11 protein-coding genes and 1 tRNA gene are annotated in these 8,798 nt (G+C 70.9%); 4 read left to right on the forward strand and 8 right to left on the reverse strand.

Annotated elements, in window-relative coordinates; translation table 11 throughout:
* The 4 genes from ACFE60_RS15260 to ACFE60_RS15275 all read right to left on the reverse strand — a co-directional run.
* The coding region (locus ACFE60_RS15260; RefSeq protein ID WP_375389719.1) for a TCP-1/cpn60 chaperonin family protein at positions 1–453 on the reverse strand (453 nt) is incomplete at its 3' end.
* Between the two features lie 205 nt (positions 454–658).
* Positions 659–862 carry a cold-shock protein gene (locus tag ACFE60_RS15265; RefSeq protein WP_375389720.1) on the reverse strand — a complete coding sequence of 68 codons (204 nt, stop codon included), beginning with the start codon at positions 860–862 and terminating at the stop codon, positions 659–661.
* Positions 863–1,024: 162 nt separating this feature from the next.
* Positions 1,025–1,525 (reverse strand): LytR C-terminal domain-containing protein, encoded by a 501-nt coding sequence (locus tag ACFE60_RS15270; RefSeq protein ID WP_375389721.1) that lies wholly within the window; start codon positions 1,523–1,525, stop codon positions 1,025–1,027.
* A 104-nt stretch (positions 1,526–1,629) separates the two neighbouring features.
* Positions 1,630–1,914, reverse strand: a complete 285-nt coding sequence (locus ACFE60_RS15275; RefSeq protein WP_375389722.1) for a DUF3263 domain-containing protein — start codon at positions 1,912–1,914, stop codon at positions 1,630–1,632.
* Between the two features lie 145 nt (positions 1,915–2,059).
* Here ACFE60_RS15275 and msrB point away from each other — a divergent pair, with 145 nt between their 5' ends.
* Together msrB and ACFE60_RS15285 are read left to right on the forward strand one after the other, a co-directional pair.
* Positions 2,060–2,464: a peptide-methionine (R)-S-oxide reductase MsrB gene (msrB, locus tag ACFE60_RS15280; RefSeq protein ID WP_375389723.1), complete on the forward strand. Its 405-nt coding sequence runs from the start codon at positions 2,060–2,062 to the stop codon at positions 2,462–2,464.
* A 65-nt stretch (positions 2,465–2,529) separates the two neighbouring features.
* A tRNA-Thr gene (locus ACFE60_RS15285) sits at positions 2,530–2,602 on the forward strand.
* Positions 2,603–2,652: 50 nt separating this feature from the next.
* On the opposite strand, the gene ACFE60_RS15290 is transcribed toward ACFE60_RS15285, so the two are convergent.
* Positions 2,653–3,579, reverse strand: coding sequence for a DsbA family protein (locus ACFE60_RS15290; protein ID WP_375389724.1), 927 nt, complete (start codon positions 3,577–3,579; stop codon positions 2,653–2,655).
* Positions 3,580–3,781: 202 nt separating this feature from the next.
* Here ACFE60_RS15290 and ACFE60_RS15295 point away from each other — a divergent pair, with 202 nt between their 5' ends.
* Both ACFE60_RS15295 and ACFE60_RS15300 read left to right on the forward strand, forming a co-directional pair.
* Complete coding sequence (locus tag ACFE60_RS15295; RefSeq protein WP_375389725.1) at positions 3,782–4,879, forward strand: ABC transporter ATP-binding protein; 1,098 nt, start codon at positions 3,782–3,784, stop codon at positions 4,877–4,879.
* Positions 4,876–6,171, forward strand: coding sequence for a DUF4032 domain-containing protein (locus ACFE60_RS15300; RefSeq protein WP_375389726.1), 1,296 nt, complete (start codon positions 4,876–4,878; stop codon positions 6,169–6,171). Before ACFE60_RS15295 ends, ACFE60_RS15300 begins: the two co-directional genes overlap by 4 nt.
* A gap of 171 nt (positions 6,172–6,342) precedes the next feature.
* On the opposite strand, the gene ACFE60_RS15305 is transcribed toward ACFE60_RS15300, so the two are convergent.
* From ACFE60_RS15305 to ACFE60_RS15315, 3 genes are all read right to left on the reverse strand, one after another.
* Complete coding sequence (locus tag ACFE60_RS15305; protein WP_375389727.1) at positions 6,343–7,176, reverse strand: hypothetical protein; 834 nt, start codon at positions 7,174–7,176, stop codon at positions 6,343–6,345.
* A gap of 226 nt (positions 7,177–7,402) precedes the next feature.
* Positions 7,403–8,404, reverse strand: coding sequence for a 23S rRNA (guanosine(2251)-2'-O)-methyltransferase RlmB (rlmB, locus tag ACFE60_RS15310; RefSeq protein WP_375389728.1), 1,002 nt, complete (start codon positions 8,402–8,404; stop codon positions 7,403–7,405).
* Positions 8,394–8,798, reverse strand: a 405-nt coding sequence (locus tag ACFE60_RS15315; RefSeq protein WP_375389729.1) for a DALR domain-containing protein, incomplete at its 5' end; no start/stop codon positions are given. The genes rlmB and ACFE60_RS15315, both read right to left, overlap by 11 nt.

Below are 8,798 nucleotides of genomic sequence, written 5' to 3' on the forward strand. Positions count from 1 at the left end.
GGCGGAGATGGACGCGGTGGCGGCGATCTCCTCCTTGGTCTCGACCTCCTTGGCGGAGGCGATGAGCTCGGCCGACACGGCCGCGACGGCCTTGTCGATGCCGCGCTTCAGGCTGATCGGGTCGGCGCCGGCGGCGACGTTGCGGAGGCCCTCGCGGACCAGCGCCTGGGCCAGGACGACCGAGGTGGTCGTGCCGTCGCCCGCGACGTCGTCGGTCTTCTTGGCGACCTCCTTGACGAGCTCCGCACCGATCTTCTCGTACGGGTCGTCGAGCTCGATCTCCTTGGCGATCGAGACGCCGTCGTTCGTGATCGTGGGGGCTCCCCACTTCTTCTCCAGCACGACGTTGCGGCCGCGCGGGCCGAGCGTGACGCGCACGGCGTCGGCGAGCGTGTTCAGGCCGCGCTCGAGGCCACGGCGGGCCTCCTCGTCGAAGGCAATGATCTTCGCCATAGGTGTTTCTCGTCCTCCCTGGACGGTGACAGTCGGAACGGCGCGCGCAGACGGTCGGCCCACCGCGCCTGGCACTCGAGAGATGCGAGTGCTAAAGCATTTTGGCAGTCACCAGGTGGGAGTGCAAGCCGCGGCGGAGCCCCGCGCCCTCACCCGGCGCACGCGATGCGCGTCCTCCGGCGCGCTCGCGCGCCGGGGACCGGGATCAACCCGGCTTGACCCCCTCCGCCTGCGGGCCCTTGGCGCCCGTGCCCACCTCGAACTCCACGCGTTGCCCCTCCGCGAGGGACCGGTACCCGTTCATCTCGATCGCGGAGTAGTGCACGAACACGTCCTGGCCGCCGTCGTCCACGGTGATGAACCCGTAGCCCTTCTCGGCGTTGAACCACTTCACGACGCCACTGGCCATCGGTGCTGCTCCTGCCTCCGGAACGGCGGACACCCGCCCGGTCGCTCGGAATCTAGCGACGCGGGAGCGCCTGCCGCACGGCCGGAAGGCCCTGGCACGCAGATCGGCGACACATCTCAACACGCTCGTTACACCGCGGAAACACGGCGGACGAGGAGGCGCTCAGGCGGACGTCGCGTAGTCCGCCCCGAGCACGACGGTCAGCCGCGACTGCCCGGACACGTTGAAGCGGTCCGACTGCGCCGTGCGGCCGATGCCGAGGGACTTCGCCAGGCCGAGCGCGGCGCCCTGCTCGCCCTTCGACCCGTAGTAGACGGTCGACAGCTTCGTGTCGGTCGTGTCCGCGTTCGCGGTGGAGACGACGTTCCAGTCGGCCGCCTTCGCGACCGCCGCCGCCTTCGCCGCCAGCCCGGAGGTGGTGGTGGCGTTCAGCATGACCACGGAGGCGTCCGGGTCGACCGTCGCGGCCGGAGCCGCGGACGCCGCGGTCGACGTGCCGGGATCGTCGACGGCGCTCACGCCGCGCTCGATGAAGCCGAGCCCGAGCACGCCCGCGCCGACGAGCACCCCGGTGGCGAGGGCTGCCCACGCGAACGTGACGACCCCTCGTCCGCGCCGCGTCGGCGCCCGGTGCGCACCGACCCTCGCCAGGTCGACAGGCACCTCGTCGAACCGATCGCGCGGTCGCGCGGTCGCACCTCTAGCCACAGCTCTCCGTGTTCCTTCAGCCCGCGCGCCGACGACGACCGGCACGGCTCCCGTGGCGCTCAGCTCGAGTGCCGGCGCAGCAGATCGGCACGCCGTACCGTTCGGGCGTCGCGGAGGCGCTGGAGGCGCTTCACGAGCATGGGATCCTCCCGCAGGGCGGCGGGCGTCTCGATGAGCGCGCCGAGCACCTGGTAGTAGCGGGCTGCGGAGATGCCGAACTCCTCGCGGATGGCCTCCTCCTTGCGGCCGCCGCGTCGCCACCACGCGCGCTCGAAGGCGAGGATGTCGAGGTCCCTCGCGGGCAGCCCCGGGTGCTGGGCGCCGTCGTCTCCGGATTCGTCCACGTCGTACCGCTGTCCTTCCGGAGCCGCTGCACCCCCGCGTTCGGGGGAACAGGAGGGATGCTAGAAGCGCTGGACCGGATGACGGTGGAAGCGGCGGGCCGTGTCCCCGACGACCGCACCAGAACCCCGTGTGAGGAGCCCTCCGATGGCGTACGAGGTGGCCAGGACCGACGCGGAGTGGCGCGCCGCCCTCGATCCGGGCGAGTTCAAGGTGCTGCGCGAGGCCGCCACCGAGCGACCCTGGTCCGGCGCGCTGCTCGACGAGCACCGGGACGGCGTCTTCCGGTGCCGGGCGTGCGACGCGGACCTCTTCCGGTCGACGACCAAGTTCGACTCCGGCTCGGGCTGGCCCTCGTTCTACGAGCCCGTCTCGCCCGACGCGGTGCAGCTGGTGGAGGACGGCTCGTGGGGCATGAAGCGCACGGAGGTGCTGTGCGCCCGCTGCGGCTCGCACCTCGGCCATCTGTTCGACGACGCCCCGCAGACCCCGACCGGCGACCGCTTCTGCATGAACTCGGTGTCCATGGTCTTCAGCGCGCAAGCGCTCTGAAGCCTGTGCGCTGCGATCCGGCCAGCCTCCTGCGCGCCGACCGCGCTTCGTAGACTGGGCCGCACGCCGGGATAGCTCAGTCGGCAGAGCGCCGCCCTTGTAATGCGGATGTCGTCGGTTCGATTCCGACTCTCGGCTCGTCGGGCACGGCCTTCGGAGCGAGTGCTCCGGAGGCCGTGCCGCCGCGGTCAGCCCGCCGTGGCCGAGGGGCTGGGAGTCGGGTTCCCCGAAGCGGCGCCGCCGATGCTGGTGACGAAGGCACCGAAGTCCGTGGTGCCGTCGTAGTAGCGGCCGTTCACCAGGACGGTCGGCGTGCTGGGTCCGACTGCGTTGCCGCTCGGGTCGACCCGCTTGCTGAAGTCGACGCCCTTCAGCGGACCGCTGTCGCTGGTGAACTCCTCCGTCCGCGCCGCGATCCAGCTCTTGAACTGCTGGTCCTTGATCGCCGCGGTGATCTGCGCGAGGTTCTGCGGCTTCACCTGCTCGACGAGCTCGATCAGCCGGTCGTCCGTCAGCCCGGCGCTGCCCTCCTTCGGCTGCACGTCGCTCTGGTAGAGCAGCGAGTGGAAGGCGAAGAAGGTGTCGGGCGAGTAGTTCGCCATCGCGGCCGCGGCGTTCGCCGCCCGCGACGAGTAGCTGCCGTCCGTGAACCGGTTGTCGAGGATCGCGACCGGGTGGTACTGGATCACCGCGGCACCGCTCGTGACCAGCTCCTTGATCTGCGCGGCGTTCGTCTGCTCGAAGCTCTGGCAGGCCGGGCAGCCGAAGTCCTCGTACGCCTGGATCAGCACCTTCCCACCGGCCAGGGTCGGCTGCGGCGTGGGGGTCGCGTCGGCCGCCGGCGCCGCCGTCGTCGCCGCCGCGAGGTCCGCGCCCTGGATCGTGATGCCGCCGTTCGCCATGTTGCGCGGGCCCGGCCCGGGCGGCCGCACCGAGTTCACGATGATCACGGCGACGACCGCGACGATCGCCACGATGACCACGCCGATCGTCGCCTGCAGCACGACGCGGTTGCGACGCTCGCGGCGCTGCTGACGGAGGCGCTGCTCGCGCGCCTTCTCCCGAGCGGCGTCGCGCCGCTCGTTCTTCGACGGCGGCCTCGATGCGTTCGACATGCATCCCTCCTGCGCTCGCCGGACCGGCGGCACGGGTGGGCATGGTAACGGCTCGAGCCATGCCACCTGCAGAGGCTCCCCGTTCACCCCCGGAGCGCTGCGTGGCATACTGACCCCGCCCGGCGACGATGCCGGACATGACCACTGGTCATCCTCACAACGGATCGTCCGGCACGTACCTGCCGGTGAAGGAGCAACAGCCATGGCAACCGTGACGTTCGATCACGCGACCCGTCTCTACCCCGGCGGCACGCGTGCCGCGGTGGACGCCCTCAACCTGGAGGTCGCCGACGGCGAGTTCCTGGTCCTCGTCGGCCCGTCCGGCTGCGGCAAGTCCACCTCCCTCCGCATGCTCGCGGGGCTGGAGGAGGTCAACGACGGCCACATCTACATCGGCGAGAAGGACGTCACGGACGTTCCGCCGAAGGATCGCGACATCGCGATGGTGTTCCAGAACTACGCGCTCTACCCGCACATGACGGTCGCCGAGAACATGGGCTTCGCGCTCAAGATCGCCGGCGTCAACAAGGACGAGCGCGCCACTCGCGTGCTGGAGGCCGCGAAGCTGCTCGACCTCGAGCCGTACCTCGCCCGCAAGCCGAAGGCCCTCTCGGGCGGCCAGCGGCAGCGCGTCGCGATGGGCCGCGCCATCGTCCGCCAGCCGCAGGTGTTCCTCATGGACGAGCCGCTGTCGAACCTCGACGCCAAGCTGCGCGTGCAGACGCGCACGCAGATCGCATCGCTGCAGCGCCGCCTCGGCGTCACGACCGTCTACGTCACGCACGACCAGACCGAGGCGCTCACCATGGGCGACCGCATCTGCGTGCTGAAGGACGGCATCCTGCAGCAGGTCGGCTCGCCCCGCGAGCTGTACGAGCGCCCGCAGAACGTGTTCGTCGCCGGCTTCATCGGCAGCCCCGCGATGAACCTGTTCCCGACCGACCTGGTCGAAGGCGGCGCCAAGTTCGGTGAGTACCTGATCCCGCTCACGCGGGAGACGGTCTCGGGCTCGAGCGGCAAGCAGGTCACGATCGGCGTGCGTCCGGAGGACGTCGAGGTCTCCACCACCCGCGGCGACGGCCTGCCCGTCGTCGTCGACCTGGTCGAGGAGCTCGGCGCCGACGGCTACCTCTACGGTCACGCCGAGGTGAACGGCCGCCGCACCGACATCGTCGCGCGCGTCGACGGCCGGGCCCACGCGGCGGTCGGCGACACGGTGTACCTGCACCCGGCGCAGAACCACACGCACGTGTTCGACGTCGAGTCCGGGGCACGCCTCTCCGCAGCCGTCACGGCTTGAGCGACTCGTTCGGAGACACGCTCTCCATCACAGCGGCCAAGGTCGATCCGGGGCTGCTGGACCTGCCGTGGAGCATCCCCCTCGAGCAGTGGACCGCCGATCACATCGCGGCCCTGCCGAAGGGGATCTCCCGGCACATCGTCCGCTTCGCGAACCTCTCCGGGTACGTCGTCGCGGTCAAGGAGACGTCGACGGAGCTCGCGCAGCGCGAGTACGACATGCTGCGCACGCTCCAGCGTCTCGATGTCCCGTGCGTCGAGCCGGTCGCGGTCATCAGCGGCCGGCTCGACGAGACAGGGGCGGAGCTGAACACGGTGCTCGTCACCCGGCACCTGCGCTTCTCCCTCCCGTACCGTGCGCTGTTCTCGCAGACGCTGCGTCCCGACACGGCGACCCGGCTGGCGGACGCGCTCGCGCTGCTGCTCGTGCGGCTGCACGTCATCGGCTTCTTCTGGGGCGACGTCTCGCTGTCGAACACGTTGTTCCGGCGCGACGCGGGCGCGTTCGCCGCCTACCTCGTGGACGCGGAGACCGGGAAGCTGTACCCGGGGGGGCTGTCGAAGGGGCAGCGGGAGAACGACCTCGAGCTCGCGCGGGTGAACATCGCGGGTGAGCTGATGGACCTCGCCGCCGGCGGGCACGTGGACGAGGACGTCGACCCGCTCGTCACCAGCGAGCGGATCGTGTCGCAGTACCGGATGCTCTGGAACGAGTTGATGGGTCGCGAGTCCTTCGCCTCCTCGGAGCGCTGGCGCATCAACGAGCGCGTCGATCGCCTGAACGAGCTCGGCTTCGACATCGAGGAGCTGTCGATCCGGGCCGGCCAGGGCGGCAACGAGGTCGTCATCCAGCCGAAGGTCGTGGACGCAGGGCACCACACGAGGCGCCTCCTGCGCCTGACGGGGCTCGACGCCGAGGAGAACCAGGCGCGGCGCCTGCTGAACGACCTCGACCAGTGGCGGCACGCGTTCGGGCGGGGCGACGTCGACGAGGAGATGGCGGCGCACGAGTGGGTCGCCGGCGTGTTCGAGCCGGTGATCCGATCGATCCCCCGCGACCTGCGCGGCAAGCTCGAGCCGGCGGAGGTCTTCCACCAGGTGCTCGAGCACCGCTGGTTCATGTCGCAGCGGCAGAGCCGCGACGTGCCGCTGGCGGAGGCGCTGTCGTCCTACGTCGAGGACATCCTGCGGCACCGCCGCGACGAGGCGGCGCTGCTCGAGCCGATCACCGGCTCCATCACGACGCCGATCCGCGTCTCCTCCGGTCCCGAGGACTGGCGCGCGACCGTCTGACCCCCGCGGGCCGGCGACTCTCCGAGACCTCTGAGGGCAGCTCCGCCCCCGCCCGCGCCACCAGGAGCACGACAGCAGGAAGTCCGGAGCACGACAGCAGGAAGAATCCGCTTGGGCAGGAAGAATCCACCCACATCTTCCTGCTGATGCGAATTCTTCCTGCTGTCCTGCTCATCCGAGCGGCGCGTGGCGCGCCATCACATCGCGCACCGCATCGAGGACGAACTCGAAGTCGTACATGATCGTGGCGTAGGCGAACTGCAGCACGATGCGTCCCTCCCGCATGAGGCGCACGACGCGGACGCGGTCCGCCGTGATCGCCTTCTCCTTCGCGTGGGTCTCCCGACCGTCCGCCTCGACGACCAACCAGTCGTCGACCTCGATGTCCGTGCGGTCGGCGCTGAGCATCGTCACCTGCACCTTCGATCGGATGCCGGCGATGGCGAGCAGGTACCGCACGATCGACTCGATCCCGGACTCGCTTCGCGGCTCGAGGTGACCGATGAGGTGGTGCACGCGCTGCGGGCCCCGCGCGATCAGCGCCTCGAGGCGGTTGCGGGAGATGAGGCGCTTGTGCAGCAGCGAATCGAGCACCGCGATCAGCAGGTGCGGAGGGAGGCACTTGAGCGCGTCTGCGACGGCCAGCTCCAGCGGAGCGATCGCGAACGATGAGCCGGTGCGGTCGGCGGGGCCGCTCCAGTGCCGGACCACCGACGCTCCGTGCTCGCGTCCGGCCGAGCGCCTGCCGCTGGCCGCCGTGGGGAAGACCACATGAGTGCCTGCATCGGGCGGGACCCACGCCCCGAGCATCGCGAGCACGGACAGGCATCCCAGGCGACCGCCCATCCGCATCGCGAGAACCGGCTCCTGCGGCGTCGTGCGGTCGCCGTACCAGCCTTTGATGATGCGGAAGCCGTCGCCGCTCGCGATCTTCAGGCGGATCGTCGCGGTCGTCTCACCCCGCGCTCGCAGCTCTGCCGTCGTGAAGATTCCGAATCGTCGCATGGCCGAGCATCGTGGCCCGTCTCCGCCACCGATTCACGAGTTCCCGGAATCACTTCCTGGGGAGGAGCGGATATCGCCTTCACCGCGGCGTGATGAGCACTTCAGCACTTGAGCACTTGAGCACTTGAGCAGGAAGAATTCACATCAGCAGGAAGAATTCCGCCAGAATTTCCTGCCAGAGCGCATTCTTCCTGCCGAAGTGCTCGGGAATTCCTGCTGTCGTGCTCTACTCGGCGGAGGCGCGGGTCGTCGCGATCGCGTACAGGGCGATCGAGGTCGCGACGGAGGCGTTCAGGGACTCGGTCGCGCGGCCGATCGGGATCGAGACGATCTGGTCGCACAGCTCGCGGACCAGGCGGGACAGGCCCTGGCCCTCGCTGCCCGCGACGACGAGCAGCGGCCGGTCGGCCAGCTCCAGCGCCGGCAGAGCGACGTCGCCGTCGCCGTCGAGACCGATCACGAAGACCCCCTGCTTCTTGTAGGCCGTGATGGTCTGCGCGAGGTTCGACGCCATCGCGACGGGCACCCGCGCGATCGCGCCCGCGGACGCGCGCCAGGCGGCGGGAGTGACGCCGACCGAGCGGCGCTGCGGCAGCACGACCCCGTCGCCGCCGAACGCGGCGACGGAGCGGATGATCGCCCCCAGGTTCCGCGGGTCGGTGACGCCGTCGAGCGCCACGACCAGCGCGGGGGCGCCGCGGCGCAGCAGGTCGTCGGGGTGCGCGTACTCGTACGGCTTCACCGCGAGGGCGACGCCCTGGTGCAGCAGGTCGCCTCCCGTCAGCCGGTCGAGCTCGGGCCGCATGATCTCGAGCACCGGGATGTCGCGGTGGGTCGCGATCGAGAGCGTCTCGCGGATGCGGTCGTCGATCTCCATCCGCGCGGCGACGTAGAGCGTCGTCGCCGGGATCCGGGCCCGCAGCGCCTCGAGCACGGCGTTGCGGCCGGTGACGAGGTCCTCCGTCGACACCTTCTTGCCGCCGCGCGGCGCTGAGCCGCGGGGAGCGGAGGACCGCGGCGCGGACGCGCGATCGCCGCCGCGCTGCGTCTGCCCGCGCTTCGCCGCGAGCCGCTCAGCCGCCTGCTTGCGCTTGTGCGCCTGGTGGTAGGTGCGGTCCTCGGCCTTCGGCGTGGGGCCCTTGCCCTCCAGCGCCTGCTTGCCCTGGCCGCCGGAGCCGACCTTCGTGCCCTTCAGATTCGGCGTGCGCCGCCTGGCGTCACCGGCCATCGATGCTCCACCTCGTCCCGTCACTCGTGTCCGTCAACCCGATGCCCGCGGCCGCGAGCTCGTCCCGCACCCGGTCGGCCGTCGCCCAGTCGCGGGAGCGCCTGGCCTCCTGCCGCTCGGCGATCAGCCGGGAGACCAGCAGGTCGAGGGCGGTCGTCGCGGCGTCGTCGCCGGATGGGGCGCCCCAGGCCGGGTCGGCCGGGTCGATGCCCAGCACGCCGGTCATCGCGCGGACCTGGGCGAGCGCCTCCCCGGCGACCCCGAGGTCGCCGGCGTCGACCGCCTGGTTGCCCCGGCGGATGGTCTCGTGCAGCACGGCCAGCGCCTGCGGCACCCCGAGGTCGTCATCCATCGCGGTCGCGAAGGCCGTGGGAACCAGGGCCGCGGAGGCGAT

It is taken from the genome of uncultured Amnibacterium sp. (assembly GCF_964245895.1).
GTDB lineage: Bacteria > Actinomycetota > Actinomycetes > Actinomycetales > Microbacteriaceae > Amnibacterium.

Excerpts from the sequence above, each read along its gene's own strand:
- msrB (WP_375389723.1), top strand. The coding sequence starts at position 2,060 with ATGGCGTACGAGGTGGCCAGGACCGACGCGGAGTGGCGCGCCGCCCTC.
- ACFE60_RS15295 (WP_375389725.1), top strand. The coding sequence starts at position 3,782 with ATGGCAACCGTGACGTTCGATCACGCGACCCGTCTCTACCCCGGCGGC.
- ACFE60_RS15265 (WP_375389720.1), bottom strand. The coding sequence starts at position 862 with ATGGCCAGTGGCGTCGTGAAGTGGTTCAACGCCGAGAAGGGCTACGGG.
- ACFE60_RS15290 (WP_375389724.1), bottom strand. The coding sequence starts at position 3,579 with ATGTCGAACGCATCGAGGCCGCCGTCGAAGAACGAGCGGCGCGACGCC.
- rlmB (WP_375389728.1), bottom strand. The coding sequence starts at position 8,404 with ATGGCCGGTGACGCCAGGCGGCGCACGCCGAATCTGAAGGGCACGAAG.
- ACFE60_RS15305 (WP_375389727.1), bottom strand. The coding sequence starts at position 7,176 with ATGCGACGATTCGGAATCTTCACGACGGCAGAGCTGCGAGCGCGGGGT.